A 21,107-nucleotide genomic window follows, 5' to 3' on the forward strand; every position below is an offset into this window, starting at 1 on the left:
TTGTCATGCAAGATGAAATAATAAAGGGATTTATCTATATAGCACAAGGAGCCTGTGTTGTTTACTTACCGTTCTATTGCAACCACAGTGTCATTATCATTACTACTCTCTGGGTGTAATTGGGTTTACTGGGATGAAGATTTTGAGAGTTATCATGATCTTTCGTCATCGAATCCTTATCCGTTTCATCAGGTTGATATTTATCAGCCGGATAGTGGCGTAGGACGTAATGACATTACGGTACTTAATAGCGGCATTGCAGCATTACAAACCCGTATTGATATGATCCAACGTGCCCATAAAACGATTGAAGTGGAATACTTTATTTTTTCTCCAGATATGAGTGGGAAAATAATCGTGCAAGAATTAGTGGCAGCAGCAAAGCGAGGAGTGAAAGTACGGGTATTGATTGATAAATCTGCCACTGTATTTGAGTTTGATGAATACTATGCCGATGGTTTGAAAGCTCACGGTATTGATGTTCGCTACTATAATGCTGCACCGCTGTACTATATTTCTACGATAAACTTTCGTAATCATCGTAAATTGCTGGTGGTTGACGGTAAAGAAGCGATTACTGGGGGGCGAAATATCGAAAATGATTATTTTGATCTTTCAGAACAATATAACTTTCTTGATCGTGACCTGCATGTATCCGGATCTATTGTTAAACCGATGCAGGATTCTTTTAATGCGTTTTTCGAACATGATATCAGTGAACGTTATCAGTCTCCTGAAGTACCTAATAATCGTATTGAATTACAAAAATACGAGCGTAAGCAGGAAGCCGTTCAAGCCTTTTTGGCTCACACAGAAATAGAAGTGGCGACAAGAGCGAGAATAGAAGCCATTGCAAGACCGATTTTAAAGGCGAAAAAGGCCTACTTATGTCCTGAAACGACATTTACTTCAGATGCACCAGGAGGATCTTTCTGGACGCGTTTTAAAGATCCGTATAGTGATAATTATCGTTTCTTACGTAAAACAATTTTCGATAAAGTGATGACAGTCGATGACAGTTTAATATTGGCATCTCCTTATTTACTGAATAATCGAAAATCAGAGCATTTAATGCAAATTTTACTCGATAGAGATATCGATATGACGCTATATACCAATTCTTTATCCTCAACTGATGCAACTTATGTAGCCGCGCAACTGTATAGTCATGTTTATGATTGGCAAGCTGCAGGAATGCATATCTATCTTCATGCTGGTGAATGGCTAAATGAAACTGCAACAGTCAGTAAAGCGGTGGAAAGTGCGCGGTGGGGGATGCATTCAAAAACACAAGTTTATAAACGGAATGGTGATGCTCAAAATGAAGTGATGGTGGGAACGTACAATATTGATAACCGTTCTAATCATTATAATACTGAAATGGGACTTTTTTGCCGTGGCAACGATCAACTTGTCGCTGAAATTGAGGAGAGTATCCGTTCACGAGCAAAGAATGGATACCAAATTGTAGGGGATGAACAGGCAATAGATAGCCAAAATAACTCAGTTAATGTCTATGGAGCTGGTGAGCCTGATACAACAAAAATGAAATTTATGTGGTTACCGTCATGGCTGTTTAATTTCTTATTATAATAAGAATGTAGATATAGCTATACAATAAAACATAAGTAATTAGATAGTTAAATAATATTTATATCTTGTATTTTATTGTCAAAAAAAGAATTATATAAAAATATATAATCAAAAAATGATTATGATTAATAAATAAGACAATGAATTAGATAAAATAATGTATTTTTTGCATTTTGGTATGCAAAATAAATAGTATATATTTGTTTTTTTATCGCTATTAATACGAGGCATATTATTCATTTCTTGCCTATATTATAAAAAAGAGGGAAGTTAACGATATTATAAAAGGTGACCTCAATGGTAGCACAGTGTGATAAGAAAACGTTTAAAGCTAGACTCGTTGCTATTGGCTGTACTTATGAACCTTGGATTGCGTTATTAGAACAGACTGGATGGAAAACACATTGTTGTTATGACCTTCGTACTGCTGATGCCATCTTGGAAGAATATAGTCCTTGTATTTGTATTGTCGATCTTAGTAATAATGATTTTAGTTTGAATAGCATTTCTTTAAGGGCAAATAAAACAAAGCAAGTAAAATGGATAGCTGTTATTAAAAAAGAACAACTTGGAATGGACTCCATTTGTCAATTTATAAATAATTACTGCATTGATTATTTTTCAATTCCTATTCCATCGACGCATCTATTAGAAACTGTGGGTCATCAACTAGGCATGTTAGAAATTGAATCTAACTCTTGGACTGAATTAGATGCGCAGCAAGATGTCGGTTTATTTGGCGAATCTAAATCAATCAAGCATTTGAGAGATATGGTTCGGCGTGTAGCAATGACAGACGTTAATATCTTTATAAGCGGTGAGCAAGGAACCGGGAAAGATCTTATTGCGAATTCAATTCATAATCTAAGTAAACGAAGAAATGATGGCTTTACTATGATAAATTGTGCATCACTCATGGACGATGATGAGCAAATAGCCTTTTTAAATACAGACGGTGAACATATATCTGATAACACGATAAGAGCGGGGACTGTGCTACTTAATGGTGTTGAAGAGCTGTCTAAAAATTTACAACAAAAACTTCTCGCCTATTTACAAAAACCAACTAATGATTCTTTAGAAGATACCAGAGAGTGTGATGTTCGTGTTATTGCCTGTTCAAGTGCCAACTTAGAGCAAGCAATTGCGAATGAAACATTCAGTAAAGAGTTATTCTATCGTCTTAATGTTTTCCATATTTCAGTACCAACATTACGTGAAAGAGGTGCTGATATCATTGCTTTGGCTGAGTATTTCTTACAAAAATATTCAAGAGAATATAATACTATTGCAACTCAGTATAATGAAGAAGCAAAACAGTTACTTCTACGTTATAACTGGCCTGGCAATGTACGAGAGTTAATAAATCAAATTAAACGAGTTTCATTATTAACAGACGGTAATGAAGTGGGTGTTGAACACTTCGATTTACCTAAGAAAATAAACATGAAGCAAAGTTTACGTAATATTAAAGATGAGGCAGAAAAAGACGTACTGGTTGCAGTATTAGAAACTCACCGTGGTCAGGTGGCGTCAGCAGCAAAAGATCTTGGTGTTTCAAGAGCAACAATGTATCGCTTATTGAATAAACATAATATTGTGCCTGATGTGCGTTATTACAATGGTTCCAATTACGCGGCAGAATAAAAATCGATGAACAATAGCCCACTTATTTTATACTTTCTCGCAGGGTGTCGGTAAGTGGGCTTTTCTTTGCCTGTAATTTATAACTCGATAATTTATGAAGAAACAAATGGTGTAAAACTGAAATCAAAGATAATTGGGCAGTGATCACTTAATTGGTAAGTTGATACTTGTTCTGTGGAATAAGGTAGCTGTTGGACAGATGTTATATTAAAATGCTCACTACTAAAACCATAATCAATTAATTCTTTATAATGACGATAATAGGCTTTCTTGTTTTTTTTGTTAAACAGTTACCTTTGACATTATTAGTTAACTATTTTAAAGAGCCTTGCTTATTATTACTGGAGAAAAAATTAGTTGCGTTATTTGTTGTCTTAAAAGCTATACGATGATTAAAATCACCAACTAAGATAAAAGATCGCTTATTTATTTGTTGCTATTTTATCCACTGTTGCAGTAATGTTCGTTGAAAATTTAATGTGCGACAGGACTTTTTACGGTTGTTCTTTAGCTGTTTAGGAGTAAAGTAACCTGATTTTAAGTGTACATTCACAACGATAATATCATGTTGATTAAGGCTGACTGTAATCGCTGAACCATATCGTAACTTTTGTTGGTAATACTGCTTTTCTCCTAATGCTAGAGCAGGAAAACTCAAGGTTGTTATATCTGGGTGGTTTTTAATGGTAAGGTGATTTTTAATGGCAAAACCGGTGAATTGGTTTACCCCATTAAAGATATCTTCTTTATTTTTGATTCTTGATGACATGAATATTTGATATCGGTCATTAGGAACAATGCGATGAAGGCTTGTGGCACTATCGACTTCTTGAAAGGCAAGAATATCAGGTTCATAGGTTAAAAAAATCTATTTTAAGATAGTGTAATCTTGCTCGGTGCGTTTTACCTCTTGCTGCTGCTCTGAAAGCCATTGCAAATTCCATGTCATTAACGTGAATGCATTTGCCTGACAAACACTTGTGAGTATTAATTGAATCGCAAAAAAGAGTAAATACGGGATATATACTCCTTATTTTTACGTTAAATTTTACATCCTTATTATAATATTTATGCTGAAAATTCAGTTTTACAATTACTGGTAAACGTAATTTATCACACCATTTGAAAGTTCTTCTTATTATCGTATGCAGTGTGTTATATCAAACAAAATGTATAGGTTATTACTTTTTACTAAGCAGCAATATAACAATTGCGTCCTGATTTTTTTGCATCGTATAAATTGTGATCTGCTTTTTCTATAAATTGAGTTGAACGTTGGCTTTCCTCATAAGTCGTTATACCTTGGCTAATTGTCACGACATGACTGGTTTGAGAGGCGGGATGAGCAATAGCAACTTTTGCTAAGTTCTCTTGAATACGTTGTGCAACTAAAATAGCACCATCAAGATTGGTATTTGGTAACAAAACAACAAATTCTTCTCCACCGAAACGAGAAACACTATCGGTGCCTCGAAGCAAGCTTGCATCAATCACTTTTGCGACTAATTTTAAACACTCATCCCCCGCAATATGCCCTTGGCTGTCGTTAAATGCTTTAAAGTGATCAATGTCAATTAAAATCAGAGACAAAGGGATATTTAAGCGTTGGGTATTTTTAATTTGTTTCTCAAGTTCTATTTGGAAAAAACGACGATTTTTAATTTGGGTCAATTGATCACGAGAAGCGAGTTGATTTAACTCTTTTAATAAACGTTTATTCTCATGTTCTTGTTGAATACGATTACTGAACCAGCGATATAGCACGCGACGTCCAGATTCAATGATGATGAGAGTGATCATAAACTTTTCAAACGAGAACAGTAATGTTAAGTGTTCATCTTTGATTGTTATCCAAGTACTCAAAACAAGTATTGGTGTAATCGCTAAATATAAGGCATTTCGGTAGGTGTAAAATCCAAGTAATGCCACCATAGTTGTCAGGTTGGCTAATACTTCAGAGAGTAAAGTGAATTGTGCATAAAGCCCTAAGATTAAGATAGTTGCTCCCCAGCTCAATCCATAGGTGAAGCTATAAAAGGCACTCACAAAGCGATAATTTGATGGTTCAGCACTGCGATTAAAATAAATGATCCCAAAAACAGAAAGTACCATTTGCCAAGTAAACTGTGCTGTTAATAAGAATGATATATCAGAGTCATTAGTAAAATGATTGAGCCATAATGTGACTAACATTAAAGATAAGATCATCAGAGATATCTTAGATGACCATAAAAAACCAATACGGAGGTTTTTATAGGTTACTTTATTGATACGCTGCGTAAGTGTTAAGCCATCCATTAAATATTCAAATCAGCCTTGTAAAAAGTGTTTAAGCAGTCTACTTCATTCAGCAGAAAAGCAAGAATTTTTTCTCAATTTTTTTAGTTAAATACAAAATAATTTTATTGACAATTGTATATGTAAATTTGCTTTTATAAAGAATTTTGTGACGCATTAAACGCATAGCTCGGATCGTAATCTCTCTTAAAAATAAATTGATTTGGATCAATGTTTGTTTTTCGAAAATCTCGCCTAATACCCACATCTTGTTGTTACGTGTATACCGAATGCCTATATTTTGTGTTTACGTGACACTGTAATGAATATTGTATATTTAGGAGCCTGGTGTGAAACTTGTTGTGATTAAGCGTGATGGCTGCCGTGTACCTTTCGAAATGCAACGCATTAAAGAAGCGGTAATGGGTGCAGCTCAGTCAATCAATGACATGGATATGAGTGAAGTGGATGCAATGTTTGTTGCTGAAGCGACATTAGCTCAATTCCAGCATGCTGAAGAAGTAGATATTCACGCTATCCAGGACGCTGTAGAGAATCAATTGATGGTTGGTCCTCACAAAACAGTTGCCCGTGCCTATATTGAATATCGCCATGATCGCGATATTGCACGTGAAAAGAAAAGCCGCCTAAATAATGAAATTCGTGGTTTGATTGAGCAAAGCAATGCATCTTTACTTAATGAGAATGCGAATAAAGACAGTAAAGTGATCCCAACTCAGCGTGATTTACTGGCTGGTATTGTTGCTAAACACTACGCGACTCAACATTTGTTGCCGCGTGACATTGTTAAAGCACATGAGTGTGGTGATATTCACTTCCATGATCTGGACTATTCTCCTTTCTTCCCTATGTTTAACTGTATGCTGATTGATTTAAACGGCATGTTGACCCATGGTTTTAAAATGGGTAACGCAGAGATTGATACTCCTAAATCTATTTCTACCGCAACAGCAGTTACAGCTCAGATCATTGCGCAAGTAGCAAGCCACATCTACGGTGGAACAACCATCAACCGTATTGATGAGGTATTAGCACCTTACGTTACTGTTAGTTATGAAAAGCATTTAGAAGTAGCAAAAGAGTGGGGCATTGAAGACCCAGTTGCTTTTGCTAATGCACGTACTGAAAAAGAATGTTATGACGCATTCCAATCACTAGAGTATGAAGTAAACACATTACATACCGCAAATGGTCAAACACCATTTGTTACGTTCGGTTTTGGTTTAGGTACATCTTGGGAATCACGTATGATCCAAGAGTCTATCTTGAAAAACCGTATTGCAGGTTTGGGTAAAAACCATAAGACGGCAGTATTTCCTAAGCTTGTGTTTGCCATTAAAGATGGCTTAAACCATAAACAAGATGACGCAAACTACGATATTAAGCAATTGGCGTTAGAGTGTGCTTCTAAGCGCATGTACCCAGACATTTTGAACTATGACAAGTTAGTTGAAGTAACGGGTTCATTCAAAACGCCGATGGGTTGTCGTAGCTTCCTTGGTCCGTATGAAGAAAATGGTGAGTTGATCCACGAAGGTCGTAATAACCTTGGTGTTGTAAGTATCAACCTTCCTCGTATTGCATTAGAAGCAAAAGGTGATGAAGCGCGTTTCTTTGTATTATTAGATGAGCGTTTGGCTTTATCACGTCGCGCACTTGATGCTCGTATTTCTCGCCTTGACGGTGTGAAAGCACGCGTTGCTCCTATTTTATATATGGAAGGAGCATGTGGTGTACGTCTAAAAGAAGATGATGACGTATCAGAAATCTTCAAAAATGGTCGTGCTTCAATCTCGCTTGGCTACATTGGTATTCATGAAACAGTTAATGCACTTTATGGCAACGACACACATGTATACGACAGTGATGAGCTTCGCCAAAAAGCGATTGCCATTGTTCAGCGTTTACGCGATGCAACAGATGCATGGAAGAAAGAAACTGGGTATGGCTTTAGTTTATACAGTACGCCAAGTGAAAACCTATGTAGTCGTTTTTGTGCAATTGATACTAAAGAATTTGGTGTGGTTGCAGGTGTGACAGACAAAGGCTACTACACAAATAGCTTCCACCTAGATGTTGAAAAGAAAGTAAACCCATACGACAAAATTGACTTTGAGATGGCATACCCTGACATCGCGAATGGTGGCTTCATCTGTTACGGTGAATACCCAAATATTCAGCATAACCTTGAAGCACTAGAAGATGTGTGGGATTACAGTTATTCGCGTGTTCCTTATTACGGTACTAATACACCAATTGATGAGTGTTATGAGTGTGGCTTTACTGGTGAGTTTGACTGTACAAGTAAAGGTTTTACATGTCCTAAGTGTGGTAACCACGAGCAATCAAAGGTATCAGTAACACGCCGTGTATGTGGTTACTTAGGTAGCCCTGACGCACGTCCGTTTAACTTCGGTAAACAAGAAGAAGTGAAGCGTCGTGTTAAACACATGTAATCTCTATTTGAGTGCATAGTGTAACGAGATAAAAGTGCCTGAGAGGGCACTTTTTCTTTTTAAGATTATTATTTAATAAATAACTAGAGAGTGTAGGTGACCAATATGAATTATCACAACTATTATCCTGTCGATATTGTTAATGGACCGGGCACTCGCGCAAGTTTGTTTGTTTCTGGCTGTATTCATCAATGCAGAGGTTGTTATAACCAGAGTACCTGGCGACTAGATGCAGGCCATTTCTTTAGCCAAGAGATGGAAGATCAGATTATTAATGATTTGAACGATACTAGAATTAAACGCCGAGGTTTGTCTTTATCTGGAGGCGATCCATTACACCCAAATAACGTGCCTGATATTTTAAAGTTGGTAAAACGTGTCCGTAGTGAATGCATTGGTAAAGATATTTGGTTATGGACGGGATACACGTTCGCTGAGTTAACTGAGCAGCAGCAGGAAATTGTTGATCTTATCGACGTTCTTGTTGATGGGAAATACGAAGAAACCAAACGAGATCCTTCTTTGGTATGGCGAGGTAGTGAGAATCAAGTTATCCACTATTTAACTAAAAAAGAAGTATAACGAGAATTTCATAATAATTTGAAGTAATGTCGTAATTCACGGATTTTTACAAATTTCACTGTATGAAAAGCACACGAAAAGTGTGTTTTTTCACAGTGTTAGTAAAGTTATCCACTGTTTCTGTGTATAAGTATGGGAAAAGGCAGTGCATGATTTTCCCCATGCCTTATTAGCGAGAATTCGTTTAAAACATGCCTGCGTATTTCACATCTAAATTGTTATTCTCTTTATTGCATAGTATTGTTTGCCTCTTATTTCTTTGAAATACCACTCTAAAGAGTGCAAAAATCATAATTTCTCAACAATCTCTTACATGTTTAGTGTGAAGTGATAGGTAGCACAGTATTTTATAAATTTTCATTTATGATAAGCTGATATGATTGATAGTATAATTTACTGAAATATAATAATAAGTTAGCGTTGTTCGTGATGATTCATATGATGTTATCAATACGAATGTTGGTATTGAATAGTGAAATACAGGCAGCATCGAGCTGATAGTATTTATCATAATTAAATAAGAAAATAGTTATGACTGTTTACAGAGTAATGTCAGAGCTCTCGGCGAATAAATATCTTGTTGCGGTTTCGAATGTCTTTATCATGGCCTTACCGCTGGCATTAATTTCGACGTTTTGTGAACTTATAGCTATATTCTGCGAAAATTACGGCTATGACTCATTAACTGGCACGATAAGATATGTAGGTGAATCAACGGGGTTGATGTTTCCTATATTGATCAACTTTTATCTTGTTACATACCTCTCTTCTGTAAAACGTATTCCTAAAGGGGTCTCAATAGCCAGTGCATTAACTGTATATTTTGTTGTGTCCTACCAATGGGGCTTTTTATCGCAAATTATGCCATTACCTAATAGTTTTCCATTGTCTTTATTAACGGCATATATCACTTGTGAACTCATTTCTCGATTAAAGAAATTTCGTATTTTTAGGGGCAGTGATCGCGATTCAGTCATCGATAGTTCAGCAAACATGCTATTAGGCGCGATAGTTTCTATTGGTGCATTGATAACATTTAGTCAGCTTATTTACTTTGTTGTTAATTCGGTAAGTATTCCATCTTCATTATTACCCTCGCTTGATCCGACCTCTTTTGTTGATGGCCTTATTTATGAGTTATTACGCGGGGCTTTTTGGTCCGTAGGGATCAATGGCCATAATGTACTTCATATGTACAAAGCTGAACTTTACGATATCACTATGGTGAATATTTCAGCATGGCATAATTTTGGTGTGGATCTTAATATTATCAGCACCAATTTTTATGATTTCTTTACAGGGATCGGTGGTAGCGGCAACTTATTGAGCTTAGTAATCTGTATGCTGTTATTTGCAAAAAGTGAAGGTTATAAAGTATTAGCAAAAGCGTCCCTCGTCTTGTGTATTTTTAACGTCAATGAGCCAGTGCTTTTCGGTGTGCCTGTTATTTTTAACCCAATCATGATTATTCCTTTTCTGATTGCGCCAGCAATTGGTTTTGTGGTGGCTTATGGAGCGATGTATTGGGGAATTGTGCCACCATTAAGTGAAATTCAAAGCTGGTTAATGCCTCCTTTATTAAGCGGCTATGTTGCAACAGGAGGTGCTATTTCTGGCGCAATATTACAGGCTGTTATCATCTTAATTGGTGTCGCGATCTATTACCCATTCTTTAAACTAATGGATAAGCGTAATCTTGGTATTGGTGTCTCTGATGTCTTCTCGAACCGCTTATTTACCAGTGATGAGATTGAAGTTAAAACACGTTTAACAAGTTTTATACCGTCTTTACATCAAAATTTAAAAGCACAAAAAGAGATCGAACGGCTGCAAGCAGAAGGGGAGTTTTTACTCTATTTTCAACCTCAGGTTGATGTGAATACGAATAAGATCATTAGTTTTGAAACACTTATTCGGTATCAAAATAATGATGGGAAAATTTTACCGCCGACGTTTTTAGCCGCCTTTAATCAATTAGGGTTAATGCCTGATTTAGATTATTGGGTTTTTGACAAAGCATTACGTGCTGGCGAACGATTTGCGAAAGTGAATGAGAACATTAGATTATCGATAAATATCTCACCAGATACTGTGTTATCGAAAAATTTTGTCCAAACGATTAAAACACATATTGAAGAGAGCTCACTGTCATTCTCTCAAATTGAAATTGAGATCACTGAAGAGTTATTGGTTCAAAATGAAGCCGATGTTGCTAAAGTCATCGATCAATTACATGAATTAGGCATTGCTGTAGCATTAGATGATTTTGGTACAGGCTATTCATCACTGGCTTATTTATCGCGTTTTGATTTTGATAAAGTAAAAATAGATCGAACACTGGTACTGAATCTGGAAACACAGCGAGGCAAAGATCTGTTTAGCTTAGCTGTACAACTTGGTAAGATCACCAATGCTGAGATTGTTGTTGAAGGGGTAGAGCATCTAAAAGAAGTTGAATTTATTCAGTCTGTGGGTGTGCGTTATATTCAAGGTTTTTATTACTACCGACCAATGTCGCAACAAGATATTTTTGCTAATGACTTATTACAAGACTTTGTTTCCAATAACGATATAAATACTGATCTGACAATCAAGAAGGTAACAACTACCGAGGCATAGTTTAGTGGTGACGGATTTTTAAATAATACCGTGTTGTTTAAGCTTCCATCTTAAAAGGATATACGGTAAATTTCGTATCCATTTTTATGCTCTACTGGGGACGTTATGTCACGCACTATTATCTATACCTACAAAAATGAAGAAAAAGAGCTTATTTTTTCATTTGATCAATACCGTAATATTCATGAAGCGGTAGCTGCTGCAGAAGGTATCGACTTAACGTCATTTCTAAAAATGGAATTGCAAGTTGAAGCAGTTTCAAATTCAAGTAAAGCTGCCCGTGACTATCGTGATAGTTATTTTCGTAAGCTAGGCTTTGGTAAAATCGCTTTAGCGAAAAAAGAAAATCGTGGTGTTGGCCAAAAATAGTTGGCAAGTAAACGAAACAAGTAAACGAAAAAAGCTGGCTATAATCGCCAGCTTTTTTGTTTTTACTGATTGTTGTTATAGCTCATTATATTTTTTCGCTGATCCATAACATTTCTCAATTGGATATTTATCAGCATTTTTGATTATCTTTTTCTGACAAGCTTCTAAAATATCCACGTCGCACTTATCCGCTAGTCGAACTAGATACATCATCACATCAGCAATTTCTTCTTCTAATTGGCGCTTTTTTTCTACTGAAAGGTGTTGGCTTTGCTCAGGTGTTAACCATTGAAAAATTTCTGTTAATTCACCCACTTCACCACTTAAGGCCATCACTAAGTTTTTAGGGGTATGGAACTGATCCCAATTGCGCTGTATTGCAAATTGACGGAGTTGCTCTTGTAGTTGGTGTAGCTCAGATGATGGGTTTGATGACATGATAACACGTTCTTATTTAGGCAATAATTGAAGGATAAACAAAAACACCGCACAACGCACGGTGTTTACATTTAAGATAATTGCTAGTTAGGCAGGGCAACTTTACGTTTTTTATGGAATAAGTTAGGCAATGCTTCAAGAGTGCAAAAGATCAAACCTGCCCAAATAAGGCTAAAACTGATCGCCTTAGTATGATCAAAGACCTCACCAAACAAGAACACCGCCAATAAGAACTGTAATGTTGGCTCAATATATTGCATTAACCCAACCATTGTTAAGCTAGTACGATTCAGTGCTAAAGCGAAGAAGATTAACGGTGCTACCGTGACTGGCGCAGAGCCTACATATAATAGGAATGTAGTCGTACCTGCTGTTAACGAGACACTATCACCAGAGAAGTAAAGCCACAGCATATAAATTACAGCAAAGGGAGTAAGGATTGCTGCTTCAATAGTCACAGAGGTTAATGCATCATATTTTATATACTTTTTGGTTAATCCATAGATAGCAAAAAAACTTCCCATAAGAAGAGATAACCAAGGTAATTCTCCGTACTGCCAGACTTGATAAGCAATGCCTAAGATAGCCAGAACCACTGCGATTACTTGAGCTTTAGTGAGTTTTTCTCTTAAGAAAAACATACCTAAGGCAATAGCAAATAATGGATTAATAAAATAACCAAGACTAGCGGCAAGCACTTCACCGTGGGTAATCGCCCAGGTAAAAGCATACCAAGACACACTCATAATACAGCCAGCGATACCGCACATGAAGAATGACTTTTTATCTGCTAATAGCTCAGTAACGTTAGGTAAAGGGCGTTTAAGCAGTAGCATGACTAATAACATTACAGGGACTGAAAAAATAAGTCTTAGTGCGAGTAATTCATTAATATTGGCTTGTGGCAAGAACTGATAATACAGAGGGAGGATTCCCCAAAGTACAAAAGAAAATGCCGCCAGCATATTTCCAGCACGACGAGATTGCATTGATTGACCTAACAGTAAAGTGTAAATGTTTGATGTATTGTGTTGGCAAGATTTTGCTATATCGGGCGGAACAGAATGAACCTAGACGATAATCGCGACATTTTGTCATTGTTTGGGTATATGTCAATATTATTTTATCTCTATATAGCATAAAAATATAAACAATATTTAATCACTGTTTATTCTGTTTTTTGTTAAACTTCATGGGTTAGAGTGCTGTGGTGATATAAGCTATGGTTGCTTGCCATTTAGGTTTACAACTGAGAGAAAATAGATGACTAAATTAACGTCAGATATCCAAGCTAACAAATTAATGTTTGTTGAAGATACACAAAATACACGTATTGTTTGGAGCCTTCGTAATGAAGAAGGTGATTGGCTATCTGTTGCTTCATCTGAGTTTGAAGATTCGGAAGTAATGCCATTCTGGTCAAATGAAGAAGATGCGAAAGCGCAATGTGCTGATGAGTGGGCTGAGTTCCAACCAAGTGAATTGCCACTAGATATTTTCTTAGAAGATTGGATGATCACATTAGCTGAAGACGGTGTTCTTGTTGGTTTGAACTGGAACGAAAATCTTGAAGGTGTGGAAGTTGAGCCTAGCGATGTTGCTAAGCTTTACATCTAAGCTTTAGATCGTTGATACAAATTACACCCAATGAAAGTCATTGGGTGTAATTATTTTAGGCTTTATTTTCTTTTGATGTCTCTTCACTCACCAAATAAGAATCTTGTTTTAATTCATTATCAAGTTGGGCGATCTTTTCTGCCATAAGTTGATGGCATTGCTCTGCCAACTGTCTAGCGTCAGTAGACTTAAATGTTTGAGTGTTGATTGGGGCTAGCATTTCAGCTATTACTGTACCGTTATCAAGTTTATTTAAATCAATCTTATTGTGTGTTGTGCTGATCACGACAGGAATAATAGGTACACCTGCTTCTATCGCCATTCTAAAAGCTCCTGTCTTAAAAGGCAGTAATCCACGTCCTTTACTTCGAGTGCCTTCAGGGTAAACCCAGACAGATAAATTTCGCTGGTGGATAGCATCAGCAACTTGCTGAATGGTATTACGCGCTTTGGCTTTATTCTCACGATCAATCAGTATATTTCCCGTGATCCAGTAAAGCTGTCCAAAGAAAGGGATCCATAATAAGCTTTTTTTCCCTAGTGACACGGTATTTGGTTGCAACATACCAGGGGTAGTAACAAAGTCATAAACACTTTGGTGGTTGGAAATATAGACGGCATTAGCAATATTAGTGCTGTTAACGAGCCCACGTTGTTCAACACGAACACCTGTGATTTTTTGTAATTGGTTAAACCAACGACAAAAGGTATAGACATGTTTAGGTGCTCGCGGTCGGTTTATTAGGCAGTAAAGTAGTGCACAAAAGGTTGTAATTATAATAAAAAGGGTTGCGATGATAATTCGAATAAAAGCCAGCACATATACTCCTTATGCTGTTTAAGTTATGTCGCATGACTACATCTTTATACATTACCTAAATAGTCATTATTGTGGTAGTCTGGCTTTACAAATAATTAACATTTTATAGCGCACTATCACGATTTATAAAAATATACTGTATCTGGTCGGATGATATATTGCTTGTTAATAAAATTAACAATTACATTTTCAATCCTGACGTGAAGATAATCGCATATGTATTTATAGATAAGTAAATGACTGGATCTTAAATAGGATAAAAGTAAGAATTACAAACAGATAGCCAATACGTTATAGACGTAATGATTATCTCTTCTGTTGTATAGATTTTTTAGCTTACTTAACTGTAAGCTTTTTTTTTCCTTCCTTACAATAATTTTACCATGTTATAGCGTTCGAACGTAATGTTGTCACGGACAGCAACTTCTGTATCTATTAATTTAAAACCTAGCTTTCTAAACAATGGCAGAGAGAGTTTACTGGCTGTAGCACTCAGTGTTGTTTGATGGCTTATATATGCTAACTGTTCGAGTTTACTATAAATAGCACTCGCGACACCCAAGCGATTAAATTTAGGCAGGGTATAGAGTAAAGCAATATAATTTTTCGGATGAAGTTGACCGAATCCCATCACTTTCCCTTTACTATTAATAGCCATTATCACAGTACCTTGTGTTAATAATTTAGCAAATTCGTTTGGATGTTTTCGTGGATAATCAGCCCATATTTTGACTTGCTGTGGATGATAATAAGCAGGAGCAAGCTTTGTAATTGCGTCATAGTAAAGCTGAGACAACTCTTGTTCATAGCGTGGATTATAATTACGAAATTGTATTGATGTCATATTGTTGAGCGTATACGTTTAGTGTTTTGTATCTAACTTTAAGATATGAGAATTATTATTGTTTAGAATATGTAAAATTTATTCTGATAGTGTGCACTTCGTCCTTATTATTGGTACTATTTTAGGCCATAATCAATAAAGTTATTATCAAACGAGCAGTACAGGGTAAATTTTGAAGAACGGATTTAAATATAATAAACACGCATTATTTGCATTGGCGCTTGTGTCAATGATTGGGTGTTCTTCGACTGACTCTGTAAATGATAAAACATCAAACAATAAAGCTGCTGAAACAACATTAGTAGGCAAAGAAATTGCATTTAGCAATGATATGCTGAAAGAAGGTTTAAAAAAGAACGCTTCTGTAGATACCGGTATGTTTGATGGCGTTTACCATTCATGGAAAGGAACACCTTATCGTCTTGGTGGAACAACAAAGAAAGGCATTGATTGCTCAGCATTTGTGCAAGTAGGTTATTCCAGTGTTTACCAAATGATGCTGCCAAGAACGACATTACAATTGGTGAAAAAGGGGCGTAAAGTTTCACGAAATAGTGCAAAAGAAGGGGATTTAGTCTTTTTCCGTACGGGACGTAATACACGCCATGTCGGAATATACTTAGGCAATTCAGAGTTTATGCACGCATCACAATCAAAAGGTGTGATGATTTCACGCTTAGATAACCCTTATTGGAAGCGACATTTTTGGCAAATTAGACGTATGCCTAAATCGCAATAACAATTAAATATTAAAAAGCCCAGCTAAAATTAGCTGGGCTTTTTATTTATAAGTAGGTTGCCGCCATTACTCTAGCGAATAAACCAACAGGAGTAGTCACACCTGTCGTGGAATTAAAGACTTTGCCATTTTTAACAATAATAATAGTGGGTGTAGCACTTATCCCTAATTGTTGGCTAATATGACCATTTTGGTCATTAGTAACAGGAAAGCGATATTCTTTGCTGTTCATGTATGCTTGCAATAAACGATCATCTCCAGAGCGAATAGCAACACTAAATACTTTTATATTCAGATCGTTTTGATATTGTTGTAGCCAATTGATTGATGGACTTACAAAACGGCAACTTGGACACCATGTTGCCCATAAATAAAGTACAACAGGTTGTTGATAACTGAGAGTTAGCCAATCAACATCATGCTGGTTAATTGTTTTTTCTATCGAATGGTTATCAACAGAAACCGTTAGATCTTTATTTCGCCAGATATCAACAACAATACTTACTGCCGTTATTAATATAGCAGTGATAAGTATATTTTTAAGCCACCCTTTGGCAGACGTCCTTGTCATTTATGTTATTCCTTTGTTACTTACTTGCTTTTTTAATTGCGTTAAGTACTTCGTCACTTGTTAAAATCACGGGCAATGGGATACCTTGAGGCGCATTAGGACCATATACAATATTAAATGGAACACCAAAACGTCCATGTGATTGTAGGAAGCCTGTGACGTAGTCAGAAGGTTTCGTCCAATCACCGCGCATTAACTCGATGTTATCTGCAGATAAGGCCGAATATACGGGCTCTTGCAGTAACACACCGACTTTATTGGCTTTACAAGTGATACACCATTCAGCTGTAACATCAACAAAGACTGTTTTTCCTTCAGCGACTTGTTTTGCAATGTTATCAACGTTTAGCGTTTCCCAGTGGTGGTCATCAGCGAGCGGCTTCGCCCAATGGTTTGAGGTTAAGCTACCCACGATAAGGCTACCAGCAACACCCAGTAAAAGAACCGCAGTGGTGATGATAACGGCTTTGCGTCCTTTCTTACGACCTAATTGCCATAAGATAACGAGCATAATGAATAGACCAATAACCCAAACAACAGTGGCACTATAGAAGCTGGTCATTAAGCTTAATAACCAAACACTGGTTGCAAGCATCATCAAACCAAACAGCGTTTTAACCCGATCCATCCATAAACCAGGTTTAGGTAATGCGTTTGCCAATTGTGGGAAGAGAGCAATCAGCAACCATGGTGCAGCCATACCAATCGCTAACGCGGTGAAAATGGCAAAGAGTGTCACATAACTAGCACCTAATGCGAATGCGACAGCTGTGCCTAAGAATGGGGCACTACATGGCGTTGCAAGTAAGGTTGCAAACATACCTTGAATAAAGTGACCAAGGTGTGAGTTATCCCCTTTGGTTGCCATCCAAGTATTGGTGTTACTTGATAAGCGAATTTCAAATAAGCCTAACATATTCGCGCCAAACAGAGCGGTGATCGCAATCATTGCACCAATAAACCAAGGGCTCTGGAATTGGATTCCCCAGCCAAGCGCTTGGCCTGATAATTTCATTAATGCTAAAAAGCCAGCCAATAGCCAAAATGAGGTGATAATACCTGCAGCAGAAGCGATAAACTGGGTACGGATTTGGCGTTTCTCTAAGCCCTTCGCTGAAACAACGCTACTCAACTTCATGCCTAATACCGGCAATACGCATGGCATGATATTAAGAATTAAACCGCCTAATAGCGCAATGCAAATTATTTCTAATAAGTTACTATTAGAGCTCGGCACAATAACAGGAGTGTCTGTTGCTGTTGCAGGGATCTCAACGGCGAGATTATTATCACCGATTGTGATTTGAAGTGGTTCACCAACAAGCTTTGGTGTACCAAACCAACTGGTCACGGGTAATACCGCATACAGTGTTTGATCTTTAATCGTAACATTCGGCGCTAAGAATGAGGTGTCTTTAACGGCTTTATTATGTCCGTCAATCAACACATCTGGTTTCACCCAACCTGCTTTATTTGTTGCAACAACTGTAATTGCTTTTTTGTCTTTGTCATAAGAGACAGTATCCAATGTTACTGCTTGAGACGATTTAGGTACTTGGCTATAACCTTTGTTGTATAAAAACATCGCATCGGTCGATAAGCTGAGTTTTTCAGGATTAAAATCAAGTGCTAATTCATAGTCAGTCAGTACACAAATACTGGTACAGGAAGACATGGTTAATTTACCTGCAAGAAATACAGGCTTATTCATGTCTTTTACATGAATTGAAAGCGGGAAAATAACATCATGTTTATAGCCAAGCGTTTCAACACCTAAGAACTCATAACGTTTTGGCATCGGCCACTGCCAGTCAACACTTTCAACATTACTAGACATATCCCAGTTTATAGATGGTGCAACGCCACCTTCACCAGGCGATCGCCAATAGGTTTTCCAATCTTTATCAAGTTTAACTTCTAGAAGTCCTTGAACAGTATGATTAGCCGTGTCTTTTTCACCCGTTAGTACTAACCTAACTTGTACAGGAGGATGTTGTGGGTTTGTTACCCATCCAGTTGTAATCTCAGTAGCTGCAAAGGTTTGACTGGAAAAAGTGATACTGAGTAATGCACCGAGCATGGCACAGATGAAATAAGTATTGAGGTATAATTTTTTCAATCTAGAACTCCGTTTTAACAATGCACATGTCATTGCAACGATCATGAGCGTATAAATTTTATACTATGGTCTTGGTGATAATATAGAACGGTAAAATAATGATTCTATTTCATCGAGTTAGCAAAATATTCAGATTATTAGGTGACAGTATTTTTACGTTTTGGTTCGCGTATTATAGCGATAAGTTACGCTGTCTTTTCCTATTGTTGTTGCGATAACCTGAACATACGCTTTAGTTTTGTGAAAAGGCTTTGCTGCGTCGTTTTTTTTCCTTGATAGAATGCTTGCATTAGCCGTTGTCGAAGTTGTTCATCTTCTTTACTGTCATTAGACTCTTTTGTCTCTTCATGAATATGAGCTAACAGCGTTTCAGCTTGTTCATTGGCATAACTATAATCAATTTTATTTGCGCCCTGAACAAGCAACCATAATAGAGTGATCAGAATATATTCATCGACATCTTGATTAATAAACTTGCTAGCGTGTTCAGTCCCTACGGTTGATTGAAATACCGATTGCATTTGATGATAGGCAGTCTGTTGTTCAATCCAGCGAGACGAGGCAATGTGGTGTTGTTGCGTCATATAGCCTAATAGTAACGCTAAAGGTTCTTTATCTTGTCGCTGGTGGCAAATATCATTAAATCGAGGTGTTGATTGCTCAATAAAGGCATTGATAATATTTTTTTCTTTTTCAGATAAATCAAGTTGTTCAAGGCCAAGAGAAAAAAATAAGTGTTTGAGATCTGTCATGCTATTAACTTCGTACAAAAGGACGTTTACAGAATAACATGGACAATTAGCGAGTAATAATAAATAGGAATGATAATGACAAAAATATATGACTTCGACGTTAAAGCACTTTCAGGTGAAGAGCTTTCATTAAGTGATTATGAAGGGAAAGTTATACTCGTTGTAAATACAGCCAGCAAGTGCGGTTTTACGCCTCAATATGAAGCATTACAGGCATTATATGAAAAGTATCGTGATCAAGGGTTAGTGATACTTGGGTTTCCATGCAATCAGTTTGGTGGACAAGAGCCAGATGGAGAGAGCCAAATTAAGCAGGAATGTTTGATAAACTATGGCGTAACATTTCCGATGTTTAGCAAAGTAGATGTGAAAGGGCGTGACGCTGAACCGGTATTTTCTTATCTCGTAAAACAATTACCAGGTCTGCTTGGCAAGGATATTAAATGGAATTTCACCAAGTTTTTGATTTCAAGAGAGGGTGAACCAATGAAACGTTATGCGCCCACTACAAAGCCATTTGCTATAGAAGATGACATTATTAAACTGCTATCATAATGATTAATTAGCAGTATTTTGACTACATTGGACAACTTCAATAATCAATTGCTGCTTATTCTCTAAATGATCTTGCTGTATTTTTTGAAGTAATAAGCCAATCGCTTTCGCACGTCTCCCCGTTTTTTTGTATTGCTGTAAATAGTGATTAAGAAAGTCAATTTGCACCGAGCTATCATTGAAGTCACCTAACTTAGCTTGTAGAAGCTTCAATGTTTTTATCTTCAAACTAAGTGATAACTGTTCAATTAATGGACGGTAATACTCCAAACTATAACGTAATTTTTTGCATTTTATTCTCAAGCGATGAAGCTTCGCGTCAGGCGTTTGTGAGTCAATAGCGTTCATTGAGGTGGTAATACGATTATTTAAGTTCATTAATAGCGTATTTATCATTTCTTTTGATGGTGTCGATAACTCTTCTTCGCGAGGCGACAGTTGCTTCAACTGTGTTTTAATGTGCTTATATTGCAGTTTATATTCCTCGCTTTTTAACCATTGTTTATTTTTCTTATATGCTTTTTGGCGCTGGTGCTGAAGATCGTCAAAAAAACGTGCTAGTCCTTGATGATGTTTATGTTCGACCGAATTAAAGTAATGTTCTATTTGCATGAGGTAAACATCGAGATCGCGTTGTAAATTAGTAGGTTGCATTAAATTTTTGATAGCTAAGTTAGTTTCTTTTAGCTGATCTGGGATGAATAGCGATTGATGAAGGCTAAGTATGGCGCGTATACGACGCATCGTAACGCGATATTGATGAAGAAATTCAGGATCATCATCTTTTATAATGCCTTGTTGATAGTTTTCACAAAAAGAAAAGTTCTGTAATACGTGAGAGCGAATAATTTTAGCTAGTGGCAAAGTAGAATTAATAGGATAAACACCTGACGTTTTTCGGGGAAGCTGAAAAGTGTCTCGTTTATGCATAACTGAGCCTTACTAATAAAATTCATTTTAAATTCTAAATATAGAACAATTGGATGCTTATGGCTGAAACATAAGGTTTATTTGTATATGTAAATCACATGGAAACAGTGCGTTACAAGGGAGAAAAAATTAAATCAACAACGAAGAAAGAGAAAACT

At 36.7% G+C, this 21,107-nt stretch carries 19 protein-coding genes; 9 read left to right on the plus strand and 10 right to left on the minus strand.

Translation table 11 applies throughout. The features are described from left to right. The first annotated feature begins 54 nt into the window (after positions 1-54). The gene (locus CTN01_RS11885; protein ID WP_249033683.1) at positions 55-1,593 is read left to right on the plus strand and encodes a phospholipase D family protein; all 1,539 of its coding nucleotides are present in this window, start codon (positions 55-57) and stop codon (positions 1,591-1,593) included. A 297-nt stretch (positions 1,594-1,890) separates the two neighbouring features. Continuing rightward, entirely contained in the window at positions 1,891-3,240 is a 1,350-nt protein-coding gene (locus tag CTN01_RS11890; RefSeq protein ID WP_045149424.1) for a sigma-54-dependent transcriptional regulator, read from the plus strand. Between the two features lie 436 nt (positions 3,241-3,676). Here CTN01_RS11890 and CTN01_RS23045 read toward each other — a convergent pair whose 3' ends face one another. Together CTN01_RS23045 and CTN01_RS11900 are read right to left on the minus strand one after the other, a co-directional pair. After that, a complete protein-coding gene (locus tag CTN01_RS23045; RefSeq protein WP_244156067.1) occupies positions 3,677-4,009 on the minus strand; it encodes a hypothetical protein in 333 nt (110 codons plus the stop codon). Between the two features lie 422 nt (positions 4,010-4,431). Next, positions 4,432-5,538, minus strand: coding sequence for a GGDEF domain-containing protein (locus tag CTN01_RS11900; RefSeq protein ID WP_045149422.1), 1,107 nt, complete (start codon positions 5,536-5,538; stop codon positions 4,432-4,434). 329 nt (positions 5,539-5,867) lie between these two features. Between CTN01_RS11900 and nrdD the strand changes: the two genes are divergently transcribed. The 4 genes from nrdD to CTN01_RS11920 all read left to right on the plus strand — a co-directional run bounded on the left by nrdD (position 5,868) and on the right by CTN01_RS11920 (position 11,564). Next, entirely contained in the window at positions 5,868-7,994 is a 2,127-nt protein-coding gene (gene nrdD, locus CTN01_RS11905; protein WP_045149420.1) for an anaerobic ribonucleoside-triphosphate reductase, read from the plus strand. A gap of 105 nt (positions 7,995-8,099) precedes the next feature. Then, positions 8,100-8,576 (plus strand): anaerobic ribonucleoside-triphosphate reductase-activating protein, encoded by a 477-nt coding sequence (nrdG, locus tag CTN01_RS11910; RefSeq protein WP_045149419.1) that lies wholly within the window; start codon positions 8,100-8,102, stop codon positions 8,574-8,576. A gap of 531 nt (positions 8,577-9,107) precedes the next feature. Then, positions 9,108-11,195 (plus strand): EAL domain-containing protein, encoded by a 2,088-nt coding sequence (locus CTN01_RS11915; protein WP_045149418.1) that lies wholly within the window; start codon positions 9,108-9,110, stop codon positions 11,193-11,195. A 105-nt stretch (positions 11,196-11,300) separates the two neighbouring features. Further along, positions 11,301-11,564 carry a DUF2960 family protein gene (locus CTN01_RS11920; RefSeq protein ID WP_045084205.1) on the plus strand — a complete coding sequence of 88 codons (264 nt, stop codon included), beginning with the start codon at positions 11,301-11,303 and terminating at the stop codon, positions 11,562-11,564. 75 nt (positions 11,565-11,639) lie between these two features. Here the strand turns inward: CTN01_RS11920 and CTN01_RS11925 are convergent, their stop codons facing one another. Together CTN01_RS11925 and rarD are read right to left on the minus strand one after the other, a co-directional pair. Then, on the minus strand, positions 11,640-12,002 hold the full coding sequence (locus tag CTN01_RS11925) for a nucleotide pyrophosphohydrolase (protein ID WP_045149417.1): 363 nt from the start codon (positions 12,000-12,002) through the stop codon (positions 11,640-11,642). A gap of 83 nt (positions 12,003-12,085) precedes the next feature. Next, positions 12,086-12,991 carry an EamA family transporter RarD gene (rarD, locus tag CTN01_RS11930; RefSeq protein WP_045149416.1) on the minus strand — a complete coding sequence of 302 codons (906 nt, stop codon included), beginning with the start codon at positions 12,989-12,991 and terminating at the stop codon, positions 12,086-12,088. A gap of 274 nt (positions 12,992-13,265) precedes the next feature. Between rarD and CTN01_RS11935 the strand changes: the two genes are divergently transcribed. Beyond that, positions 13,266-13,619 (plus strand): DUF2750 domain-containing protein, encoded by a 354-nt coding sequence (locus tag CTN01_RS11935; protein WP_045149415.1) that lies wholly within the window; start codon positions 13,266-13,268, stop codon positions 13,617-13,619. A 55-nt stretch (positions 13,620-13,674) separates the two neighbouring features. Here CTN01_RS11935 and CTN01_RS11940 read toward each other — a convergent pair whose 3' ends face one another. Both CTN01_RS11940 and CTN01_RS11945 read right to left on the minus strand, forming a co-directional pair. Continuing rightward, entirely contained in the window at positions 13,675-14,439 is a 765-nt protein-coding gene (locus CTN01_RS11940; RefSeq protein ID WP_045149413.1) for a 1-acylglycerol-3-phosphate O-acyltransferase, read from the minus strand. Between the two features lie 367 nt (positions 14,440-14,806). Continuing rightward, complete coding sequence (locus tag CTN01_RS11945) at positions 14,807-15,283, minus strand: GNAT family N-acetyltransferase (RefSeq protein ID WP_045149412.1); 477 nt, start codon at positions 15,281-15,283, stop codon at positions 14,807-14,809. A 229-nt stretch (positions 15,284-15,512) separates the two neighbouring features. Here CTN01_RS11945 and CTN01_RS11950 point away from each other — a divergent pair, with 229 nt between their 5' ends. Beyond that, a complete protein-coding gene (locus tag CTN01_RS11950) occupies positions 15,513-16,022 on the plus strand; it encodes an NlpC/P60 family protein (RefSeq protein WP_045149411.1) in 510 nt (169 codons plus the stop codon). Positions 16,023-16,068: 46 nt separating this feature from the next. Here the strand turns inward: CTN01_RS11950 and CTN01_RS11955 are convergent, their stop codons facing one another. The 3 genes from CTN01_RS11955 to CTN01_RS11965 form a co-directional block, all read right to left on the minus strand. Continuing rightward, the gene (locus tag CTN01_RS11955; RefSeq protein ID WP_045149410.1) at positions 16,069-16,593 is read right to left on the minus strand and encodes a protein disulfide oxidoreductase; all 525 of its coding nucleotides are present in this window, start codon (positions 16,591-16,593) and stop codon (positions 16,069-16,071) included. A gap of 16 nt (positions 16,594-16,609) precedes the next feature. Then, complete coding sequence (locus CTN01_RS11960; protein WP_107188327.1) at positions 16,610-18,712, minus strand: protein-disulfide reductase DsbD family protein; 2,103 nt, start codon at positions 18,710-18,712, stop codon at positions 16,610-16,612. A 200-nt stretch (positions 18,713-18,912) separates the two neighbouring features. After that, positions 18,913-19,464, minus strand: a complete 552-nt coding sequence (locus tag CTN01_RS11965) for a hypothetical protein (protein WP_045150903.1) — start codon at positions 19,462-19,464, stop codon at positions 18,913-18,915. A 75-nt stretch (positions 19,465-19,539) separates the two neighbouring features. Between CTN01_RS11965 and CTN01_RS11970 the strand changes: the two genes are divergently transcribed. Further along, positions 19,540-20,019 (plus strand): glutathione peroxidase, encoded by a 480-nt coding sequence (locus CTN01_RS11970; RefSeq protein ID WP_045149409.1) that lies wholly within the window; start codon positions 19,540-19,542, stop codon positions 20,017-20,019. Between the two features lie 3 nt (positions 20,020-20,022). Here the strand turns inward: CTN01_RS11970 and CTN01_RS11975 are convergent, their stop codons facing one another. Continuing rightward, positions 20,023-20,949, minus strand: coding sequence for a CHAD domain-containing protein (locus CTN01_RS11975; RefSeq protein WP_045149408.1), 927 nt, complete (start codon positions 20,947-20,949; stop codon positions 20,023-20,025). Between the last annotated feature and the right edge of the window lie 158 nt (positions 20,950-21,107).

It is taken from the genome of Photobacterium angustum, from assembly GCF_003026365.1.
Lineage (GTDB): Bacteria > Pseudomonadota > Gammaproteobacteria > Enterobacterales > Vibrionaceae > Photobacterium > Photobacterium angustum.